The 17,959-nt window shown below is 71.9% G+C and carries 22 protein-coding genes; 14 read left to right on the top strand and 8 right to left on the bottom strand.

The genetic code is table 11. The features are described from left to right. Position 1: 1 nt before the first annotated feature. On the bottom strand, positions 2 to 1,057 hold the full coding sequence (gene pseI / locus AC2D8W_RS14515; protein ID WP_484672104.1) for a pseudaminic acid synthase: 1,056 nt from the start codon (positions 1,055 to 1,057) through the stop codon (positions 2 to 4). A 35-nt stretch (positions 1,058 to 1,092) separates the two neighbouring features. Further along, positions 1,093 to 1,296, bottom strand: a complete 204-nt coding sequence (locus AC2D8W_RS14510) for a hypothetical protein (RefSeq protein ID WP_484672103.1) — start codon at positions 1,294 to 1,296, stop codon at positions 1,093 to 1,095. An 89-nt stretch (positions 1,297 to 1,385) separates the two neighbouring features. Between AC2D8W_RS14510 and trxB the strand changes: the two genes are divergently transcribed. Next, positions 1,386 to 2,387 (top strand): thioredoxin-disulfide reductase, encoded by a 1,002-nt coding sequence (trxB, locus tag AC2D8W_RS14505; RefSeq protein WP_484672102.1) that lies wholly within the window; start codon positions 1,386 to 1,388, stop codon positions 2,385 to 2,387. Positions 2,388 to 2,391: 4 nt separating this feature from the next. After that, positions 2,392 to 2,880, top strand: a complete 489-nt coding sequence (locus AC2D8W_RS14500) for a GNAT family N-acetyltransferase (protein WP_484672101.1) — start codon at positions 2,392 to 2,394, stop codon at positions 2,878 to 2,880. Here the strand turns inward: AC2D8W_RS14500 and AC2D8W_RS14495 are convergent, their stop codons facing one another. Further along, positions 2,881 to 3,996 (bottom strand): cell wall hydrolase, encoded by a 1,116-nt coding sequence (locus AC2D8W_RS14495; RefSeq protein WP_484672100.1) that lies wholly within the window; start codon positions 3,994 to 3,996, stop codon positions 2,881 to 2,883. 308 nt (positions 3,997 to 4,304) lie between these two features. Between AC2D8W_RS14495 and nadA the strand changes: the two genes are divergently transcribed. Genes nadA through AC2D8W_RS14465 form a run of 6 tightly spaced genes read left to right on the top strand, consistent with a single transcriptional unit; the run spans position 4,305 to position 8,733 of the window. Continuing rightward, positions 4,305 to 5,387 carry a quinolinate synthase NadA gene (gene nadA, locus AC2D8W_RS14490; protein ID WP_293484194.1) on the top strand — a complete coding sequence of 361 codons (1,083 nt, stop codon included), beginning with the start codon at positions 4,305 to 4,307 and terminating at the stop codon, positions 5,385 to 5,387. Between the two features lies 1 nt (position 5,388). After that, positions 5,389 to 5,865: a GyrI-like domain-containing protein gene (locus AC2D8W_RS14485; protein WP_484672099.1), complete on the top strand. Its 477-nt coding sequence runs from the start codon at positions 5,389 to 5,391 to the stop codon at positions 5,863 to 5,865. Then, positions 5,858 to 7,381 (top strand): L-aspartate oxidase, encoded by a 1,524-nt coding sequence (locus AC2D8W_RS14480; RefSeq protein ID WP_484672098.1) that lies wholly within the window; start codon positions 5,858 to 5,860, stop codon positions 7,379 to 7,381. Before AC2D8W_RS14485 ends, AC2D8W_RS14480 begins: the two co-directional genes overlap by 8 nt. Further along, positions 7,378 to 8,229, top strand: coding sequence for a carboxylating nicotinate-nucleotide diphosphorylase (nadC, locus tag AC2D8W_RS14475; protein ID WP_484672097.1), 852 nt, complete (start codon positions 7,378 to 7,380; stop codon positions 8,227 to 8,229). Before AC2D8W_RS14480 ends, nadC begins: the two co-directional genes overlap by 4 nt. Before the next feature lie 44 nt (positions 8,230 to 8,273). Further along, positions 8,274 to 8,486 (top strand): hypothetical protein, encoded by a 213-nt coding sequence (locus tag AC2D8W_RS14470; protein WP_293484188.1) that lies wholly within the window; start codon positions 8,274 to 8,276, stop codon positions 8,484 to 8,486. A 1-nt stretch (position 8,487) separates the two neighbouring features. Further along, complete coding sequence (locus tag AC2D8W_RS14465; RefSeq protein ID WP_293484187.1) at positions 8,488 to 8,733, top strand: hypothetical protein; 246 nt, start codon at positions 8,488 to 8,490, stop codon at positions 8,731 to 8,733. A 263-nt stretch (positions 8,734 to 8,996) separates the two neighbouring features. Here the strand turns inward: AC2D8W_RS14465 and AC2D8W_RS14460 are convergent, their stop codons facing one another. Continuing rightward, positions 8,997 to 9,686, bottom strand: coding sequence for a DJ-1/PfpI family protein (locus tag AC2D8W_RS14460; RefSeq protein ID WP_484672096.1), 690 nt, complete (start codon positions 9,684 to 9,686; stop codon positions 8,997 to 8,999). An 82-nt stretch (positions 9,687 to 9,768) separates the two neighbouring features. Here AC2D8W_RS14460 and AC2D8W_RS14455 point away from each other — a divergent pair, with 82 nt between their 5' ends. Further along, a complete protein-coding gene (locus tag AC2D8W_RS14455) occupies positions 9,769 to 10,704 on the top strand; it encodes a GlxA family transcriptional regulator (protein ID WP_484672095.1) in 936 nt (311 codons plus the stop codon). Between the two features lie 18 nt (positions 10,705 to 10,722). Here AC2D8W_RS14455 and AC2D8W_RS14450 read toward each other — a convergent pair whose 3' ends face one another. Next, positions 10,723 to 11,268 carry a DUF1003 domain-containing protein gene (locus tag AC2D8W_RS14450; protein ID WP_484672094.1) on the bottom strand — a complete coding sequence of 182 codons (546 nt, stop codon included), beginning with the start codon at positions 11,266 to 11,268 and terminating at the stop codon, positions 10,723 to 10,725. 56 nt (positions 11,269 to 11,324) lie between these two features. On the opposite strand from AC2D8W_RS14450, the gene AC2D8W_RS14445 reads away from it, so the two are divergent. After that, a complete protein-coding gene (locus AC2D8W_RS14445; protein WP_484672093.1) occupies positions 11,325 to 12,146 on the top strand; it encodes an SDR family oxidoreductase in 822 nt (273 codons plus the stop codon). Here the strand turns inward: AC2D8W_RS14445 and AC2D8W_RS14440 are convergent. Next, positions 12,143 to 13,024 carry a cell wall hydrolase gene (locus AC2D8W_RS14440; protein WP_293485262.1) on the bottom strand — a complete coding sequence of 294 codons (882 nt, stop codon included), beginning with the start codon at positions 13,022 to 13,024 and terminating at the stop codon, positions 12,143 to 12,145. The genes AC2D8W_RS14445 and AC2D8W_RS14440 overlap by 4 nt on opposite strands. Positions 13,025 to 13,512: 488 nt before the next feature. Here AC2D8W_RS14440 and AC2D8W_RS14435 point away from each other — a divergent pair, with 488 nt between their 5' ends. Then, positions 13,513 to 13,698, top strand: a complete 186-nt coding sequence (locus AC2D8W_RS14435; protein WP_484672092.1) for a hypothetical protein — start codon at positions 13,513 to 13,515, stop codon at positions 13,696 to 13,698. Between the two features lie 154 nt (positions 13,699 to 13,852). Here AC2D8W_RS14435 and AC2D8W_RS14430 read toward each other — a convergent pair whose 3' ends face one another. Next, entirely contained in the window at positions 13,853 to 14,836 is a 984-nt protein-coding gene (locus AC2D8W_RS14430) for an HAAS signaling domain-containing protein (RefSeq protein ID WP_484672091.1), read from the bottom strand. After that, on the bottom strand, positions 14,833 to 15,177 hold the full coding sequence (locus AC2D8W_RS14425; RefSeq protein WP_293485270.1) for a PadR family transcriptional regulator: 345 nt from the start codon (positions 15,175 to 15,177) through the stop codon (positions 14,833 to 14,835). Before AC2D8W_RS14425 ends, AC2D8W_RS14430 begins: the two co-directional genes overlap by 4 nt. 273 nt (positions 15,178 to 15,450) lie before the next feature. On the opposite strand from AC2D8W_RS14425, the gene AC2D8W_RS14420 reads away from it, so the two are divergent. From AC2D8W_RS14420 to AC2D8W_RS14410, 3 genes are all read left to right on the top strand, one after another. Then, a complete protein-coding gene (locus tag AC2D8W_RS14420) occupies positions 15,451 to 16,344 on the top strand; it encodes an alpha/beta fold hydrolase (RefSeq protein WP_484672090.1) in 894 nt (297 codons plus the stop codon). Between the two features lie 76 nt (positions 16,345 to 16,420). Then, positions 16,421 to 17,629, top strand: a complete 1,209-nt coding sequence (locus tag AC2D8W_RS14415) for a cytochrome P450 (protein WP_484672089.1) — start codon at positions 16,421 to 16,423, stop codon at positions 17,627 to 17,629. Positions 17,630 to 17,767: 138 nt separating this feature from the next. Continuing rightward, on the top strand, positions 17,768 to 17,959 hold a 192-nt coding region (locus AC2D8W_RS14410), incomplete at its 3' end, for a hypothetical protein (protein WP_484672088.1).

Below are 17,959 nucleotides of genomic sequence, written 5' to 3'. Positions count from 1 at the left end.
CTCAGGCCAGCATGTCCCAGGCGAGCGGTTCACCCCGCCGCAGGTCCCGGCTCGCGGCGCGTCCGAGCACCTCGTCGAGGCAGGCGGGCGGCAGGCCGTTGCCCGGCCGGATGGACCGCACGTTGGCGCGGCTGAGGAGCTCGCCGGCCTTCACGTCCGCCGAGACGTAGAGCGAGCGGCGGAAGAGCAGGTTTCCGCGCTCCGACCCCAGGACGTCGTAGTGCGCCTTGCCGAGGGACGCCCAGGCCGCCTTCGTGTCGTCGACCAGCGCCTTGAACTCGGCCGGCTCCAGGCTGAAGGCCGCGTCGGGACCGCCGTCGGCCCGCGCCAGGGTGAAGTGCTTCTCGATCACGCTGGCGCCCATGGCCACCGCGGCGACCGAGGCGGCCGTGCCCGGGGTGTGGTCCGAAAGGCCGATCGGGCAGTCGAAGCGGGCGGCCATGTCGGTGACCGTGCGCACGTTGGCGTCGGCGAACGTGGCCGGGTAGCTGGAGACGCAGTGCAGCAGGACCACGCCTGCCGCCCCGGCCTCGAGGGCCGTGTCGCGCGCCGTCCGGATCTCGGCCAGGTTCGCCATCCCCGTGGAGATGATCAGCGGCTTGCCCTTGGCCGCGGCATATCGGATCAGCGGCAGGTCGACCGCCTCGAACGAGGCGATCTTGTAGGCGGGCGCCCCCAGGTCGGCGAGCAGGTCCACCGCCGTCTCGTCGAACGGGCTGGAGAACAGGGTCACCCCGCGGGCCCGCGCGCGCTCGAACAGGGCCGCGTGCCATTCGAACGGCGTCTGGGCCTCCTGGTAGAGCTCGTAAAGGGTGCGCCCGTCCCACAGACCGCCGTGGATCGTGAACTCGGGCCGGTCCACGTCCATGGTGATGGTGTCGGCCGTGTAGGTCTGGATCTTGATCGCGTCGCAGCCCGTGTCGGCGGCCGCGTCCAGCATCTGCAGCGCCCGGTCGAGGCTGCCGTTGTGATTGCCGCTCAGCTCGCAGATCACGTACGGCGGCTGGTCCGCCCCGATACGGCGGCCGGCGATCTCGATCTCGGGTCGATTCGGCATGGGGGCGACGATACGCCCGCCCCTTGAAGCCGGCGTTAACTAAGCCGCGAACGGTCGGCGGGGCCGGCGAGCCGCTTGCGGCTGCGGGCGCCCCAGGCCACGCCCGCGGCCACCCCGAGGGCCAGCGCCACGCCGGCGATCCACGCCAGCAGCTTCAGGCCCATCCACAACGCCCATCCGGCGCCCAGCGCCAGGAAGCCGAGGAAGATGATCCCGGCGATCTTCAACTTGTCGCTCATCGGCCAGGAACGAGATCGCGGCCCCCTTCGTTCCGCCGTCCGCGGCGGAACCCGTCGCACGCGCCGAGAATCCCGCCTAAATAAGAGGGATGTCCGAACCTCGCTCCGTCCGCTGCCTCATCGTCGGGTCTGGCCCCGCCGGCTACACCGCCGCCATCTACGCCGCCCGCGCGCTCCTGAAGCCCGTGCTGATCCAGGGTATCCAGCCCGGCGGCCAGCTCACCATCACCACCGACGTGGAGAACTACCCCGGCTTCGCCGACGTCATCCAGGGCCCCTGGCTGATGGAGCAGATGCAGGCCCAGGCCGCCCACGTGGGAACCGAGATCGTCACCGATATCGTGACCCGGGCCGACCTCTCGCAGCGTCCGTTCCGCCTGGAGACCGACAGCGGCCAGGTCTGGCTGGCCGAGACCCTGATCATCGCCACCGGCGCCCAGGCCAAGTGGCTGGGCCTGCCGACCGAGGCCAGGTTCCAGGGCTTCGGCGTCTCGGCCTGCGCCACGTGCGACGGCTTCTTCTACCGCGGCAAGCAGGTGGTGGTCGTCGGCGGCGGAAACACGGCGGTCGAGGAGGCGCTGTTCCTCACGAACTTCGCCTCGAAGGTCACGGTGGTGCACCGCCGCGGCGAGTTCCGCGCCGAGCGGATCCTGCAGGAGCGCCTCTTCAACCACCCGAAGATCGAGGTGATCTGGGACAGCGCGATCGACGAGGTGCTGGGCGACACCGATCCCCTCGGCGTGACGGGCGTCCGGCTCAAGAACGTCAAGACCGGCGAGGTCCGGACCGTCGCCTGCGACGGCGTCTTCATCGCCATCGGGCACGCCCCCTCCTCCGAGCTCTTCAAGGGCCAGCTCGAGATGGACGCCAGCGGATACCTGAAGGTGAAGCCCGGAAGCGCCTCCACGGCCATCGAGGGGGTGTATGCGGCCGGGGACGTGACCGACGACGTCTACCGCCAGGCGGTGACCGCCGCCGGCATGGGGTGCATGGCGGCCCTCGAAGCCGTGCGGTTCCTGGCCGAGCAGGACCACAAGGCCGCCCACCAGCCGATCAGCCACGGCGAGGCGCAGAAGATCGGGGCCTGGTGAGCGCGTGAGCATCCGCCACGCCCGCCCCGGCGATCACGCGGCCATCGCCGAGGTGAACGCCCTCGCCTTCGGGGGCGCGGACGAGGTCCGCCTCATCGAGCGCCTGCGCGCGGACGGCGACGTCCTGTTCGAACTGGTGGCGGTCGAGGACGACGGCGTGATCGGCCACATCCTCTTCAGCCGCCTCTACGCCGACCGTTCCGAGCTCTTCGCCGCCCTGGCGCCGCTGGCCGTGCGGCCGGGGCAGCAGCGCGGCGGGACGGGTTCGGCCCTCGTGCGGGCGGCGCTGGAGCAGGCGCGGGAGTTCGGCGCGCACGGCGTCCTCGTGCTCGGCCACCCGGCGTACTATCCGAGGTTCGGGTTCGCGGCCGAGACCGCCGCGCAGGTGGCCAGTCCCTATCGCGGGAACCCGGCCTTCATGGCCCTGGCGCTCGAGAAGGACGCCTTCGGCGCGCCCCTCACCATCGCCTACCCGGACGCCTTCTCGGGCTGATCAGTCCGTCGCGCGCTGCACGGGCGCGGACGCCGCGGCCTTGGCGTCGAGATCGCGTTCCAGCGTCTCCAGCGTCTGGTTGATGCGCCGCACCTCGTCCGGCGTCGGCTGGCGGCGCGTCGACATCAGCACGCCCATGACGCGCTGGCGTTCGCCCTTGGGCATGGTCGGATCGACCACGCTGTAGGTCCGGACTTCGCCCGCGACGGCCAGGGTGATCTTGCGCTCGGCCAGTTGCGCCTCGGTCTGCACCGGGAAGTCGCCGCCCTGGGTGCGGGCGTCGATGGCGCCGAGCACGGCCGGGCTCAGGTACGCTTCACCCCCGGCGTAGCGCCCCGTGAAGGCCGGCGGCTCCCCCCACGGCCCCGTCCAGCGGTAGAAGATGTGCTGGCCCACCTGCTTCATCTTGACCAGCGTGGGGGCCCAGTAGGGCGCCACGTACTGGGCGTGATAGTGCGTGGCCGACCCGACGGACGTCTCGACGTAGCCGTTGAGCGCGCGTTCCGCCACGGCCCGGGCCCGCGACCACAAGGCGGGCATCGGCTTGTAGCGGAGCGATCCGTCGCAGGTGAAGGTGAACTGGCAGCCCGTGGCGCGCGCCGACCCCTGGTAGACCACGCCGCACACCGACTTCGGGTAGGCCGGGTGGCGTAGCCGGTTCAGCACCACCTGGGCGACCGCCTCCTGTCCCACCTCTGGCTCGCGCGCGGCCTCGTAGTACACGGCCTCGGCCAGGCACTGGACGGCCCGCGCCCGGTCGGCGCCCGAAGCCTTCAGCACGAAGGGCCGCATCGGCCGGATCGGCAGGGTGGCGAAGGGACGCAGCGCGTTGACCTCCTCGGCGGTCTGCTCGTCCGCGGGGCCCAGGCCGAGGTCCGGCGCCTCGTCGAGATTCAGCCGTTCCCAGCCGCTCGTGCGGCCCCAGCGGTCCGGCGCCCGGGAGCCGGGATCGTGCCGCAGCGCCAGCGCGCGCATCGCCGGGTCCATGCCCGACGCCAGCTGGAGGAGGCCTTTGTCCGAGATCTCGCGCGAGACGAAGCGCGCCGGCCCGGGCTCGCGCGGCGCACAGGCCGTCGCGCCCACGAGCACGGTCAGGACCGCCGCGGTCCTCGCCATCGCCCAGCGCGGGCGAGGCCGTCTCAAATCCGAAAACGCCAGGGACTACCCCTCCGAGCAAACCTGCGGCCGTCGCATATAGGCGCAAACGGGCGGCATTTTGACCCCTGATCGCAAATCGCGTGCCGCTCCGGCGCGGCCGCCCCGCCGGATCATCGTTCGAATCGCCCTTGCACATCCCCACGTCAGGCCTATATCATGCGCCTTATGCTCGAAGTGAGCATAAGGGGTGCGGGCGCCGGTCTTGCGGGCCAGGCGCCCTTTCATAGGCCTGAGAAATGCTCACTTTGAGCATAAGGAGGCGCGCCATGGCCGACGGGTTCCAGTTCGCGTTCACGCCAGACGTCGAGGCAGCCACCGCCCCCGCATGGGAGAAGGTGAAGCGCCACGTCACGCCGATGGAGTGGCGCCTGCACGCCCCGCTGATCGCCGAGATCAACCGCCTGAAGCGGGAGAAGGACGCGGTCATCCTGGCGCACAACTACATGACGCCCGAGATCTTCCACGGCGTGGGCGACTATGTGGGCGACAGCCTGGGCCTCGCCAAGGAAGCCGCGCGCTCGGATGCGAAGATCATCGTCCAGGCCGGCGTGCACTTCATGGCCGAGACCTCGAAGATCCTGTCGCCCGAGAAGCGCGTCCTGATCCCCGACCTGCGCGCCGGCTGCAGCCTCGCGTCCTCGATCACGGGCGCCGACGTGCGCCTGATCAAGCAGCGCTACCCGGGCCTGCCGGTGGTCACCTACGTCAACACGACCGCCGACGTGAAGGCCGAGACCGACATCTGCTGCACCAGCGCCAACGCCGTCCAGGTGGTGGAGGAAGCCGCGCGGCAGTGGGGCGTCGACCGGGTCATTCTGATCCCCGACGAGTTCCTCGCCCGCAACGTCGCGCGCCAGACGCACATCGGCATCATCGCCTGGAAAGGGCGCTGCGAGGTGCACGAGCGCTTCACCGCCGAGGACATCCTGGAGATCAAGGCCGCCTACCCCGGCGCCGAGGTTCTGGCGCACCCCGAGTGCCCCGCCGAGGTGCTGGAGGTGTCGGACTTCGCCGGCTCGACGGCGGCGATGAACGACTACGTCATCCAGCGCCGGCCCAAGCGCGTGGTGCTGATCACCGAATGCTCGATGGCCGACAACGTGGCGGCCGACGCGGTGGACACCGAGTTCGTGCGCCCGTGCAACCTCTGCCCGCACATGAAGCGCATCAGCCTCGAGAACATCTACGAGGCCCTCGTGCACGACCGCTACGAGGTCACCGTCGATCCGGCCATCGCCGAGCGCGCGCGCCTGGCGGTGCAGCGGATGGTCGACCTGCCGCCGCCGGCGCAGCCGGCCCGCTACGACCTCGTGAAGGCCCGTCATCACGTGGACGTGGAGCTGATCTGAGGTGGCCCTGGAGGCGACCCACGCGCCGGTCATCGCGACCGTGACGGCCCGGCCCATCGCGGCCGTCGCGGCGCGCGTCCGCGCCGACCAGATGGGGCAGGTCGTGTTCGGCGCGCTGGAGCGCGTCCACGCGGCCCTCCGGGCGGGCGGCGCGTACAGCCCGTACTGGGGCGACGTGGTCCTGTGCGAGGGCGAGGACGACGACGGCGTCATGGAGCTTCGCATCGGCGTCGGCGTCGCGCGCCCCTTCCCGGGGCTGGGCGCCATCGCGCCCTGGAACACGCCCGGGGGCGAGGCGGTGCAGGTCACCCATCGCGGGGCGTGGTCCGAACGCCTCTCGGCTCATCAGGCCGCCAGGGACGCCGCGGCCCGCCTGGGCCGCCGGCTGACCGGCGTGCACTGGGAAGTGCACGGCGCCTTCGACCTCGCCGCCCGCACGCGGCCCACCGACATCTTCTACGAGGCTGTCCATGGCTGAGCGCATTCGTCATGAGGGCGTGGTCGTGGTGGGCGCCGGGCTCGCCGGCCTGTCCGCCGCCCTGGCCGCTACGCCCGCCAGGGTGCTGCTGCTCAGCGAGGCCCCGCTGAACCAGGGCTGCTCGTCGGCCTGGGCGCAGGGCGGCCTCGCCGCCGCGCTGTCGTCCGACGACACGCCCGACCTGCACGCGGCCGACACCATCGCCGCCGGCGCCGGGCTGGTCGTGCCCGAGGTCGCCCGCCTGCTGGCCGCGGAAGGCCCGGCCGCGGTGCGCCGGCTGGCCGACCTGGGCGCGCCGTTCGACCGGACGGCCGACGGCGACTTCGCCCAGAGCCTCGAGGCCGCGCACTCCCGCGCCCGGGTCGCACGCGTGAAAGGCGACCAGGCCGGCCGCGCGATCATGGACGCGGTGACCGTGGCCGTGCTCGCGGCCGCGCACGTGGAGGTCCGCACCGGGGCCAAGCTCACGGGGCTTTTGCAGGACGCCGCCGGCCGCGTCGGCGGCGTGGTCGTCCGGATGGGCGGCCGCTCCGTCGAGATCGTCGCCCGCGCGGTGGTGCTGGCCACCGGCGGCGTCGGCGGGCTCTACAAGGTCACGACCACCCCGGCCGAGCTCCTCGGCGAAGGCCTCGGCCTGGCGGCCCTGGCCGGCGCGACCATCGCCGACCCCGAGTTCGTCCAGTTCCACCCGACGGCGATCGACATCGGCCGTGACCCGGCGCCGCTGGCCACCGAGGCCCTGCGCGGCGAGGGCGCCGTCCTGGTCAACGCCGACGGCGAACGCTTCATGGCCCGCTATCATCCCGACGCCGAGCTGGCGCCGCGCGACGTGGTGGCCCGGGCTATCCACGCCGAGCTGGCCGCCGGCCGCGGCGCCTTCCTGGACGCGCGCGATGCGGTGGGGGCGCACTTTCCGGCCGAGTTCCCGGCGGTGTTCGCCGCCTGCATGGGCGGCGGCGTGGATCCCCGGGTCCAGCCGATCCCGGTGGCGCCGGCCTGCCACTACCACATGGGCGGCATCGCCACCGACACGGACGGCCGCACCTCGCTGCCCGGCCTCTACGCCGCCGGCGAGTGCGCCTCGACCGGCCTGCACGGGGCCAACCGGCTCGCGTCCAATTCGCTGCTGGAGGCGGCGGTCCTCGGCGCGCGCGCCGGCCGCGCCGCGGCGGCGGAGACGCCCGAGGCCCGCCCGCTCTACGCGGTGACGGCGCCCGAGCTGCCCGCGGACGACCTCCAGCTCCTGCGCGGCGCCATGAGCCGCGACGCGGGCGTCGTGCGGGACGCCGAGGGCCTTTCCCGGCTTCTCGGGGTGATCGACGCGCTCGAGGCCCGGCGCGGCCGCAGCGCCGCGCTGGTTGCGGCTCGCTTCGTCGCGCAGGGCGCCCTCGCCCGCCGCGAGAGTCGTGGGGGGCACTTCCGCAAGGACTTCCCGGCGACGGGAACCGACGCGCGGCGCAGCATGGCCACGCTCGCCGACGTGGACCGGCCTGGAGTGAGGTACGCCGCCGAATGATCGAGCCCCTTCCCGACCTCCTGATCGCCCCCGTGGTCCGCGCCGCCCTCGCCGAGGACCTGGGCCGGGCGGGCGACATCACGGCCCGCGCCTGCGTCCCCGCCGACGCGCGGCTGACCGCCGACTTCGCCGCCCGCCGCGGCGGGGTGGTGGCGGGCCTGTCGGTCATCCGCCTCGCGCTCGCGGAGCTCGACGCCGGCGTCGCCATCGACCTGCTCACCGACGACGGTCAGGCGGTCCCCGCCGGCACGCGGCTCGCGCGCGTCAGCGGCAACGCCCGCGCGATCCTCACGGCCGAGCGCACGGCCCTGAACCTGCTCGGCCGCCTCTGCGGCGTCGCCACCCTGACCCAGGACTTCGTGGACGCCGTGGCCGGCACGGGGGCCAGGATCACCGACACCCGCAAGACCACGCCGGGCCTGCGCCACCTCGAGAAGTACGCGGTGCGCTGCGGCGGCGGGATCAACCACCGCTTCGGCCTCGACGACGCCATCCTCATCAAGGACAACCACGTCGCCGCCTGCGGCTCCGTGGGCGAGGCCGTGCGCCGCGCCAAGGCCTTCGCCGGCCACTTGGTCAAGGTCGAGGTCGAGGTCGACAGCCTGGTTCAGCTCCAGGAGGCCCTCGCCCACGATCCCGACGTCGTGATGCTGGACAACTTCAACCTCGAGGACATGCGCGAGGCGGTGAAGCTGGCCGCCGGCCGCGTCACGATCGAGGCGTCGGGCGGGGTGACGCTCGAGACGGTGCGCGAGATCGCCGAGACCGGCGTCGACGTCATCAGCGTCGGCGCGCTGACCCATTCCGCCCGGGTGCTCGACATCGGCCTCGACGCCGTCGGCAACTAACCCGGGGCCCGCGGGTTGACCTCGTCCCAGACGAGGAGGACCCGATGACTTCGAAAGCCCCCCCGATCCCGCCCGAACAGCGCTCGTCCCCCGACGAGAAGCCGGACGTCGCCGGCGCCGACATCGGCCGCCGCGACCGCGTCACGGGCCATCAGTCGAGCCAGCCGGGCGACGACGACACGAACCTCGACCAGCAGGGCCGGCACGGCGACATCAACCAGAACACCCACCACCAGGGTTACCAGCAGGACCGCTGACATGCCGGACAAGCATCCCGACACCGAACGCTGGGGCGGCCCCGGCGCCAGCCACGAGGACCGCTCCGAGCCGAAGCCGAAGGACAAGCCTCGCGACGGGCGCGGCCCGGACGAGCCGACCAACACCCAGTTCAGCGGCGTGTCCGGCGGCGGCGGCGAACGCGACCGCCACCACGCGCACGACGCCAAGGGCAAGACGGACAGCCAGCAGAACAGCGTCCAGCGCGGCAAGTCGGGCCAGCACTGATCGGGTGGGGGCCTTCGTGGCGCCTGCAGAGGCGCCCCCACAGTTAGTGGGGTTGAGGCGCTCCTTTCGCAGCTGTCATCCCGGTTTCCGCGCCGCGGAAAACCGGGACCCATACGCGCCCGATGGTTGTCGCCGCGGTGCGGCGGCGCGGCTGCGGTGGTTCTGAGGCGCGGAGTCTATGGGTCCCGGTCTTCGCCTGCGGCGAAACCGGGATGACAATCCCGCGTCAGCGGGAAACGGCGTCCGCCCCGGTCAGCGCGTACTCAGCCCGCCGTCTCCATCCGCGCCGCCGCCTCGGTCGCCGCGGCGAAACGGGCGTCGGCCACCTGGGCCATGTTCGCCTTGACCTGCGCCAGGATCTCCGGCCGCGCCAGCTCGGGCCGGCCGCCGTCGAAGGGCGGCGCGGGGGCGTACTCCAGGCCGAGCTGGATCGACTCGGCGAAATCGCGCCCCGCCAGCTCCTCCAGCAGCACCAGCGCGAAGTCGATGCCGGCCGTGACCCCGCCGCCGGTGATGACATTCCCGTCGCGGCAGACGCGCTCCTCGCTCACGGTGGCGCCCAGCGGCTCCAGCAGGTGACGCCACGCCCAGTGGGACGCGGCCCGCCGGCCCTTCAGGAACCCTGCCGCGCCCAGGATCAACGAGCCCGTGCAGACCGAGGTGAGGTAGCGGGCGCCGGCGCCCAGCCGCCGGATCTCGCGCATGAACGGCTCGTCCAGCATGGCCGCGGCGGTGCCGAAACCGCCGGGCACGAGCAGCACGTCGCAGCGCTCCAGCTTGGCCAGGTCCGCCAGCTTCGTGAACGTCAGCCCCTCGGCGTCGATGTCCTGGCCGCCGACCGAGGCGGCGACGACGTCGGCGTCGGGCGTCCGCACCAGCACCTGGTGGGGCCCGGTGAAGTCCAGGTGGGTCACGCCGGGGTACAGCGCGATGACGATCTGCAGTGGGGACATGGGCGGCCTCCGGCGAGTTGACCCGCACCGTTTAGGCGCGCTACGCCTTGTCCGAAACGACAGAGTTCCCGCGAATCCTGCCATGACGCGCCACATCGCCTTCGTCATCTTCCCGGGCTTCCAGATCCTCGACACCGCCGGTCCGCTCGCGGCGTTCGAGATCGCCGAGCGCCTGCGGCCGGGCGCCTACGCCCTGTCGCTCCAGGCGCCGGGCGGCGGGTCCATCGCCAGCTCCTGCGGCGCGGCCATGGACGCCGAGCCGCTGGGGCCGGGGCCGTTCGACACCGTCCTGGTCGCCGGGGGCGACGGCACCCGCGACCTCGCCGCGCTCGCGAGCATCGTCGCCTGGCTGAAGGCGACGCCGGCGCGCCGCCGCGCCAGCGTCTGCTCGGGCGCCTATCTGCTGGCCGAGGCGGGGCTGCTGGATGGCCGCCGCTGCACCACCCACTGGGGCCGCACCGACGACTTCGCGCGCCGCTATCCCAGGGCGAAGCTGGACGCCGACCGCATCTTCGTGCGCGATGGCGACGTCTGGACCTCGGCCGGCATCACCGCCGGCATCGACCTGGCCCTGGCGCTCGTCGAAGACGACCTCGGCGTCGAGGCGGCCCGCCGCGTCGCCCAGCAGCTGGTCGTCCACCAGCGCCGCCCCGGCGGGCAGTCGCAGTTCTCGGCGCTGGTCGACCTCGGCGGCCGCACCGGCCGCTTCGCCGAGCTGATGGACTGGATGCGCGCCCACCTCGCCGAGCCGCTCACCGTCGAGCGCCTCGCCGAACAGGCGGCCATGAGCCCGCGCAACTTCGCGCGCGCCTTCGCCGCCGAGACGGGGACCACGCCGGCCAAGGCGGTCGAGCGCCTGCGCCTGGAGGCCGCACGCACCGAGGTCGAGGCCGGCCGCGCGCCCATCGACCGCGTGGCCGAGATCGCCGGCTTCGGCGACCCCGAGCGCATGCGCCGGGCCTTCCTCCGCGCCTTCGGCCAGCCGCCCCAGGCCCTCCGCCGCGCCGCCCGCGCCTGACGCGGCCGCTCGGCGCCCCTAGTCCGCCCGGCCGTGGGCCCGCAGCAGGCGCAGGGCCTCGTTCTGGCGCTTGACGATGCCCAGGAGCTCGCGCCGCCGCAGGGCGTCGACCTTGTCGTGCAGGTGCATGATCTCCAGCTCGGCGCGCAGGTTGACGATGTAGTCGTGCTCGGCCGCCTCCCGGTCGCGCTGCGCGGCCCGGTTCTGGCTCATCATGATGATCGGCGCCTGGATCGCGGCCAGCATGGAGAGCATCAGGTTCAGGAAGATGAAGGGGAACGGGTCGAAGGCGAGCCCGACGCCCCTGGTGACGACGTTCCAGCCCATCCACAGCACCAGGGCCAGGCCGAAGCCCGCGATGAACGACCACGAGCCGCCCACGGCCGCGACCCGGTCGGCCAGCTTCTGCCCCGGCGTTCGATCGTCGACCTTCAGCTCGTCCGAGACGTCGGTGGGGGCCTCGGTGTGGATCAGGTCGATGACGCTGCGCTGGATGTGATTGAGCTCCTCGTAGCGGCGGCCCAGGAGATCCTTCGCCAGCTGGTCGCGCGTATCGGTCGTCATCCGTTTCTCCTCGGCCGCACGTAAGCTACACGGCGTCAGCTTCCGGGGGCGTTCGAATGGCGGCAAGCGGCAAAGCGCAGGCGGACGGCCGCCGCGCGATCTTCATCACCGGCGCGGCCAGCGGGATCGGCCTCGCGACGGCCCGCAGGTTCGCGGCCGGCGGCTGGTTCGTCGGGCTGGCCGACATCGACGCCAAGGGTCTCGCCGCCGCGCTCGAGGCGATCGGCGCCGAGAACGGCATGACCTGCGCGCTCGACGTCCGCCACCGCAGCGGCTGGAAGCGGGAGCTCGCCGCCTTCGCCGCGCGGACGGAAGGCCGGCTCGACGTCCTGGTGAACAACGCCGGCGTCGCCAGGGGCGGCTATCTGGAGACCCAGAGCCCTGACGAGGTCGACCTGCAGGTGGACGTGAACCTCAAGGGCGTGCTCAACGGCTGCCAGGCCGCCTTCGACCTGCTGTGCGCCACCCCGGGGTCGATGGTCGTGAACGTGGCGTCGGTGGCCGGCGTCATCGCCGCGCCGCGGATGGCCGTCTACGCGGCGACGAAGTTCGCCGTGCGCGGCCTGTCGGAAGCGCTCGAAGGCGAGTTCGCCCGAGTGGGCGTCGGCGTCCGGTGCATCATGCCGTGGTTCATCGACACGCCGCTGCTCGACAAGGCGCGCTTCTCGGGAAACGAGGACCTGCGGGTCTCCCTGCGAAGCGAGAAGGTGCCGATCTACCCCGTCGAGGAGGTGTCCGAGGCCGTCTGGGCCGCGGTGCACGGCAAGCCGTCGCTGCACCACCTGGTGGGACGCCAGGCCCGCCAGATCGGGTGGCTGAACCGGCTGGCCCCCGGCTTCGTCCGCCGGCGGCTCCGGCGGCAGGCCGAGGCCCTCTAGAAGGCCCCGGTCGTCTGCGGCAGCGAGAGCTTGGCTTCCTCGGCCGCGGGCGCAGGCGGCGGCGGGGCGGCCGGCTTGGCCTTGATCTCGATGGGCGCGGCGGCCGCCGCCGGCTCGAGCGAGGCCTCGATGGCCTTCTCCGCCGCCGGCTGGGCCTGCCCGGCGGGCAACGGGCCCGAGGTCAGCACGGCCTTCTCCACGCTGGCCAGCACCGGCGCCGAGCGCGCCTTGCGCGGCGAGAAGCGGTAGAACACGTGCATGCCGACCTGGCTCACGCGCAGCATCTGGGGCGCCCAGATCGGCGACACCGCGGTGGTGTGGAAGTGCGTCGCCGAGCCGATGTCGGCCAGCGCCGCCCCGGCCAGCGCGCGGGCGGCCACCCGGCGGGCCTCGGCCCACGCCTCGGCCTCGCGGCGCGCGCGCATGGAGCCGTCGCAGGCGAAGCTGAACTGGCAGCCCCGCCGCCCGGCGCCCTGGAACACCACGGCGCAGACGCTCTTCGGGAAGGCCGGGTGCCTGACCCGGTTCATCACCACCTGGGCGACGGCGTACTGGCCCCGCGAACTCTCGCCGCGCGCTTCGTAGTAGACGGCCTGGGTGAGGCACTCGAGATCGGCGCGCCTGCCCGCCTTCGCCGGCTCCGGCCGCTTCGCCCCGAAAAGATGGCCGACGTTCAGCGCATCCACGGGATCGCGCAGCCCGTAAAGCTGGAGACCGGTGCGCAGGCCGGCGCCCTCGGCTTCCAGGTGCGAACCCGCGTAGCCGCGCGTCGCGGCCTCGGTCATCCGCTGGGCGTGCGCGTAATCCGCCGCGCGATCGCCCATGCCGGCGACGAGATAGGTTGCGCCCAGGCCAAGGCCGACGCCCAGGCCGATCAATGCGGCGCTTATCGGCGCACGCCGCTCGGCGCGCATCCATGTTCCAAACTGCAAGACTGACGGTCCTCAACGGCGAGGGCGAACGGCCCCCCGACTTGTCGCCCCGGAGTCCGACTCTGCGGATTCCAGTGCCGGCGCCGCCCCCGCTCATGCTGGCAGCGTCCGCCGGCTAAGCCTGATCCCGAGTTCCGTTGTGGGTCAGGCGACGGCAAATGATGGCGGGCTTATGAATCGTCGAAGCGCCGCTGGCAAGACTTTTTTGCATCGCAGCATTAACGCCGCAGGAGACGCCGAGTCGCGCAAATGGCGCAGCTGCCTGAGAACCCTCGCCTTTTCTCGCGAACGCCTGAGGATCTGCACAGGTTCTTCAAGTAATGCTGAAGTCTTCTGAAACCATGTCCGTTTACCTTACGCCTGAGACGCGAAGATCTCGCGGAACCCTCCGCAGGCTCAGCTGTTTCTAGGGTCGTTCCTGCCCGGAGACCGACATGCGTGCGTTCCTGACCATCAGCCTTTCCGCCGCCGCCCTGGCCCTCGGCGCCTGCGGTCACAACACCGAGCAGCGGGCCGCCACCGGCGCGGTCGCCGGCGCCGTGGTGGGCGGGCCCGTCGGCGCAGCCGCGGGCGCAGGCATCGGTACGGCAGTCTCCAAGGCGGCCGACGACAAGAACTAGTTCCCCTACCGGGCGCATCTGGCCCGAAGCTTGCTGCGTAGCTCCCAGGAGGAACGGGAGCGCAGCATGCGCCATCTCATCTTGGCCGTGGCCACGCTGATGAGCGTGATCATGGTGGCCGCCAACGCCGCGCACGGCGCGTTCTGACCGACGGTCAGACGGCCGCCGGAGACCCCTGCCGCGCCTGCCGGATCTGCCAGAGCCGCCACGCGTCGAACGCGGCCAGCGACAGCATGAGCAGGATCGTCGCCGCGATGCCGATCCGCATCCCGACATCGAAGTTGGCCTGCACCTGCGCGCGGACCTCCGGCGTCCAGACGTCCCACCGGACCACCAGCCAGTGTCCGGCCTGGTAGACGTACCCGAGCAGGGCGACGCCCAGCAGGTTGTGGACGAGGGACACCGCGCGGTGCACGGCCGTGGCGCCCGGCCGGACCAGCGCGAAGACGTTGGCGGCCACGTCGAGGCCCGCGTAGATCAGGATCGGCCAGAAGACCTCGTCCCAGATCGGCGCCAGTTCGATGCTCATCCGGTATTCCGGCAGCAGCGGGCTGAACCGGATCGCGCCGATCCACCACAGCATGAAGACCACGTTCATCCCGATCTCGACCGCGCGCTCGAAGCGGCTCTTGCTCTTGCCCTCGGGCGGCGGCAGTTCCGCCGGCTTCCACTTCTGCAGCAACGCCGTCTTCCCGAACCGCTCGATGAGCGCGCAGACGAGGGTGATCAGCCCGAACGCGAAGACCAGGACGCCCACCAGCGAGGGGTCGTCGGTCCCGCGCGCCGCGGCCACGGGCTCGCCCCCGATCAGCACGAGGATGACCAGCACCAGCCAGATCCCGAGGATCACGGCCGTCGTCGCCTTGATCGCCGCCCACCAGAACGGGAAGATCTCGGGCCCGATCAGGTGCTGCACCTTCCGGTAGCGGCCCGCGACGGTCAGCGGGTGCCCGAAGCGGACGAGCAGGGCCTCCCGCTCCTCCCGCGTCTGCGGCCGGCCCAGGCGCGCCTCTTCCTCCTCGGCCTGGCTCAGCAGCACGTCCCGCAGCTCGGCGGTGACGTCGCCCTTCTGGCCTTCCGGCAGGTGGCGCGCGATCGCGCCCAGGTAGCGTTCGATGAGGTCGTCAGGCTGTGTCATCTGCCATCGTCCTTGAGAATGGAGTCGACCGAGGCGTTCAGGGCCGACCACTCCGCGACCAGGCGGTCCAGCACCGCACGGCCGTCGGTCGAGAGCCGGTAGAACCGCTTGTTGCGCCGCTCTTCCTCGCGCCACTCGCTGGTCAGGAGCCCCTGGGACTCCAGCCGGCGCAGCATCGGGTAGAGCGCCCCTTCCTCGATCTCCACGCCGGCGTCGGCCAGCGCCTTGCGCAGCGTGTAGCCGTAGTGCTCGCGCTGCAGCTGCCCGAGGACCGCGAGGATCAGCGAGCCGCGGCGAAGCTCCTGCCGGAGGGTTTCGAAGATGTCCGCGTCAGTCGGCATACTGGGCGACATACACTATGCGATACACAGTGTCTAGCACATACTATGTGGCGCTAGGTATCTCACACCTTCCCTTCCCGCCTGCGGGAAGGGGGGACCGCTCGCCGAAGAGCGAGCGGTGGGAAGGGAAAGCGGCCGCACGCCGACAAGCTCAGTTCGCACACGGGCCCGAACCCGCCCGAGCCTGCCCGTCAGCACGCCTCTACGGGTCGGACCTGTTCAGCCGCCCGTGTCGCGGTTACTCTACGTCGTAAACGAAAAACGGAGGGGACGATGATCCGGCAGGCCCTGGCGTTCCTCGCCGCGCTCCTGGTGGCCGCCGCGGCGCACGCCGCGCCCCAGGACAGGTACGCGACCAACAACGGCGTGAAGATCCACTACGTCGTGGAGGGCAAGGGCCCGCTCGTGGTGCTGATCCACGGGTTCCCGGACTACTGGGCCACCTGGAAGCCGCTGATGGCCGAGCTCAGCAAGGCCGGCTACCGCGCCGCCGCCCTCGACACGCGCGGCTACAACCTCTCGGACAAGCCCCAGGGCGAGGCGGCGTACGCCATGCCCAACCTGATCGGCGACGTCGCCGCGGTGATCGCCGCCGAGGGCGAGAAGAACGCCGCCGTGGTCGGCCACGACTGGGGCGCCGCCATCGCCTGGCAGACGACGTTCGCGCGTCCCGATCTCGTCAACAAGCTGGTGATCCTGTCCGTGCCGCACCCCGCCGGCATGGCCCGCGAGCTGGCCACCAACGCCGACCAGCAGCGCAACAGCCAGTACGCCCGCAACTTCCAGCGCGAAGGCTCCGAGAAGAGCCTGACCGCCGAGGGCCTCGCGGGATGGGTGCGCGATCCGGAGGCGAAGGCGGGCTACATCGAGGCGTTCAGGCGGTCGGACTTCGCGGCCATGATGAACTACTACCGCGCCAACTATCCTCGCGGGGTCGGCGAAGGCGCCGCGCCCCCGCCGGCGCCGCCGCGGATCAAGGTCCCGGTGCTGGTCATCCACGGCATGAAGGACACCGCCCTCAACGCGGCCGGCCATGCGGGTACGTGGAACTGGGTCGACGCGGACACCACGGTCGTCATGTTCCCCCAGGCCGCGCACTTCGTGCAGCACGACGCCCGGGACCAGGTGAACAAGACCATCCGCGGCTGGCTCGACCAGCGGAGATAGGTCTTCCCCCCTCGCGCATCGGTTGACTCGGCGGCGCGCGGCTCCAAACTTGACGCCGGCGTCACGGAGATCGGCTATGTCCGAGCAGCAGCTCCCCACCGGACTTCAGCTCCTGGAGATCGATCCCGAGTTCCGGGCCGATCCCTACCCTCGGCTCGCCGAGCTGCAGGAGAAATGCCCGGTCCGCCACGACCCGGTGCTCGAGGCGGTGGTGCTCACGGGATACGAGGACGTCCGCGCCGTCGTGAACGACCGCTCGCTCTGGCGGAACCCGGCGCGCGGCAACCCCCGCGCCCTCTTCAACCGCGGCGCCGCCGCCTCCGGCGAGGCGCCGCAGACGATCCTGTTCATGGACGACCCGGACCACGCCCGGGTCCGCGGCCCCCTCACCCAGGCCTTCTACAAGCGCGCGGCCCGGATGAAGCCGCAGGTCGAGGTGATCGTCGACGAGGTCCTCGACGGCCTCTCGGACCGGGCGTCCTTCGACATCATCGCCGACTACGGCGTGCCCGTGCCCATCCTCGTCATCGCCGCCGTGCTGGGGATCGAGAAGGCGCGGCTGCGGGAATTCCGCGAGTGGTCCGAGGGCATCATCCAGTCGCTCAACGCCATGCGGACGCCGGCGGAGGAGGCCCAGCTCGCCGCCGCCGCCACCGCCCTGGACGCCTTCTTCGCCGAGGCCATGGCCGAGCGCCGGAAGGCCCCCCGCGACGACCTCATCACCGACATGGTCCAGCTGCAGGCCGAGGGCGCGGAGCTGACCGACAGCGAGGTGAGCGTGAACCTCCAGAGCCTGCTGGTGGGCGGCAACCTCACGACCACCGACCTGATCGGCAACGGCGTGCTGGCGTTCCTGCGCCACCCGGCCGAGCTCGCCAAGCTCCGCGCCGACCCCAGGCTGGTCGCGCCGGCCGTCGAGGAGATCCTGCGCTACGACCCGCCGATCAGCATCACCGGCCGCATCGCCTCGCGCGACCTCGAGATCCGCGGGGCGCCGGTGGCCTGCAAGGACGCGCTGATCAACTCGCTGCGGGCCGCCAACCGCGACCCGTCGGTCTACGAGGACCCCGACCGCTTCGACATCACCCGCAAGCATGTGCCCCACATGGCCTTCGGCGGCGGCGCCCACATCTGCATCGGCGCCCCCCTGGCCCGCATGGAGGGCCAGGTCGCGCTCTGGAAGCTGTTCCAGCGCTTCCCGACCCTGAAGCTCGCCGACCAGGCTCTCACCTACCGCGCCCTCCCCGGCTTCCGCGGCCTGGAGCGCCTCATCGTCGAAACCTGACCGCCCCCTCCCGACCTGTCATCCCGGCCGAAGCGAAGCGGAGAGCCGGGACCCATAGACTCCGCGCCTCAAGCAAACCCCGCACAGCGCCGCCGCCAAGCTTGACTTTGGTGGATAGATGTTCTACCTTTGTTCTCTATGGCCGAAGCCCTCACCCCTGAGCGCATGGACGCCGCCCTGGCGCGCGTCCTCGACGCCTGCGTGGAAGGCGTGGAGCTCGCGAGGGGCCTCATGGCCCATGCCGCCGAGGGCCAGGACATCGAAGGCTTCGAACGCTGCGGCCGAACGGCCAACGCCTTCGCCCGCACCGTCGGCCAGGTCGTCCTCCTG

The sequence above is a fragment of the Phenylobacterium sp. T106 genome (assembly GCF_057219735.1).
Note: the sequence above shows the minus strand (reverse complement) of the source record. Positions and strands in the feature narration are given on the sequence as shown.

Bases quoted from the DNA above. Each gene is read 5' to 3' on its own strand.
- pseI (WP_484672104.1), bottom strand. From the start codon at position 1,057: ATGCCGAATCGACCCGAGATCGAGATCGCCGGCCGCCGTATCGGGGCG.
- AC2D8W_RS14510 (WP_484672103.1), bottom strand. From the start codon at position 1,296: ATGAGCGACAAGTTGAAGATCGCCGGGATCATCTTCCTCGGCTTCCTG.
- trxB (WP_484672102.1), top strand. From the start codon at position 1,386: ATGTCCGAACCTCGCTCCGTCCGCTGCCTCATCGTCGGGTCTGGCCCC.
- AC2D8W_RS14495 (WP_484672100.1), bottom strand. From the start codon at position 3,996: ATGGCGAGGACCGCGGCGGTCCTGACCGTGCTCGTGGGCGCGACGGCC.
- nadA (WP_293484194.1), top strand. From the start codon at position 4,305: ATGGCCGACGGGTTCCAGTTCGCGTTCACGCCAGACGTCGAGGCAGCC.
- AC2D8W_RS14480 (WP_484672098.1), top strand. From the start codon at position 5,858: ATGGCTGAGCGCATTCGTCATGAGGGCGTGGTCGTGGTGGGCGCCGGG.
- nadC (WP_484672097.1), top strand. From the start codon at position 7,378: ATGATCGAGCCCCTTCCCGACCTCCTGATCGCCCCCGTGGTCCGCGCC.
- AC2D8W_RS14470 (WP_293484188.1), top strand. From the start codon at position 8,274: ATGACTTCGAAAGCCCCCCCGATCCCGCCCGAACAGCGCTCGTCCCCC.
- AC2D8W_RS14465 (WP_293484187.1), top strand. From the start codon at position 8,488: ATGCCGGACAAGCATCCCGACACCGAACGCTGGGGCGGCCCCGGCGCC.
- AC2D8W_RS14460 (WP_484672096.1), bottom strand. From the start codon at position 9,686: ATGTCCCCACTGCAGATCGTCATCGCGCTGTACCCCGGCGTGACCCAC.
- AC2D8W_RS14455 (WP_484672095.1), top strand. From the start codon at position 9,769: ATGACGCGCCACATCGCCTTCGTCATCTTCCCGGGCTTCCAGATCCTC.
- AC2D8W_RS14450 (WP_484672094.1), bottom strand. From the start codon at position 11,268: ATGACGACCGATACGCGCGACCAGCTGGCGAAGGATCTCCTGGGCCGC.
- AC2D8W_RS14445 (WP_484672093.1), top strand. From the start codon at position 11,325: ATGGCGGCAAGCGGCAAAGCGCAGGCGGACGGCCGCCGCGCGATCTTC.
- AC2D8W_RS14435 (WP_484672092.1), top strand. From the start codon at position 13,513: ATGCGTGCGTTCCTGACCATCAGCCTTTCCGCCGCCGCCCTGGCCCTC.
- AC2D8W_RS14430 (WP_484672091.1), bottom strand. From the start codon at position 14,836: ATGACACAGCCTGACGACCTCATCGAACGCTACCTGGGCGCGATCGCG.
- AC2D8W_RS14425 (WP_293485270.1), bottom strand. From the start codon at position 15,177: ATGCCGACTGACGCGGACATCTTCGAAACCCTCCGGCAGGAGCTTCGC.
- AC2D8W_RS14420 (WP_484672090.1), top strand. From the start codon at position 15,451: ATGATCCGGCAGGCCCTGGCGTTCCTCGCCGCGCTCCTGGTGGCCGCC.
- AC2D8W_RS14415 (WP_484672089.1), top strand. From the start codon at position 16,421: ATGTCCGAGCAGCAGCTCCCCACCGGACTTCAGCTCCTGGAGATCGAT.